Origin of the sequence: Parathalassolituus penaei (assembly GCF_026626885.1) — a bacterium.
GTDB lineage: Bacteria > Pseudomonadota > Gammaproteobacteria > Pseudomonadales > Oceanobacteraceae > Oceanobacter > Oceanobacter penaei.
Window position 1 is genome coordinate 1 of the sequence record NZ_JAPNOA010000041.1, and the last position, 509, is coordinate 509.

Below are 509 nucleotides of genomic sequence, written 5' to 3' on the forward strand. Positions count from 1 at the left end.
TTGCTCATGGCCACGCCGAGGTCGGCCGGAGTGGTAACATCCAGCGGCTTGCGTTTGGCTTTCATGATGTTTGGCAGAGAAGCGTAACGGGGTTCGTTCAGACGCAGGTCAGTGGTCACGATGGCAGGCAGTGCCAGTTCCACTTTGCGCAGACCGCCGTCCACTTCACGGGTCACAACAAGCTTGTCGCCGTTCACGGCTACTTCAGAGGCGAAGGTGCCTTGTGGCATGCCGGTCAGGGCGCCCAGCATCTGGCCAGTCTGGTTGTTATCGCTGTCGATGGTCTGTTTGCCCAGCAGCACGATCTGAGGCTGTTCTTTTTCAACAACGGCTTTCAGCAGCTTGGCAACGGACAAGGATTCCAGCTTGTCTTCGGTTTCGATCAGGATGCCGCGATCAGCGCCCAGGGCGAGGGCGGTACGAATCTGTTCCTGAGCGGTTTTAGGACCGATGGAAACCACCACGATTTCAGACGCGATGCCTTTTTCTTTCAGGCGTACGGCTTCTTC

1 protein-coding gene is annotated in these 509 nt (G+C 57.2%); it reads right to left on the bottom strand.

Annotated features, from left to right (window positions below):
- Positions 1-509 (bottom strand): electron transfer flavoprotein subunit beta/FixA family protein (locus tag OUO13_RS14295; RefSeq protein WP_283174582.1); only part of this gene is annotated, 509 nt, incomplete at both ends.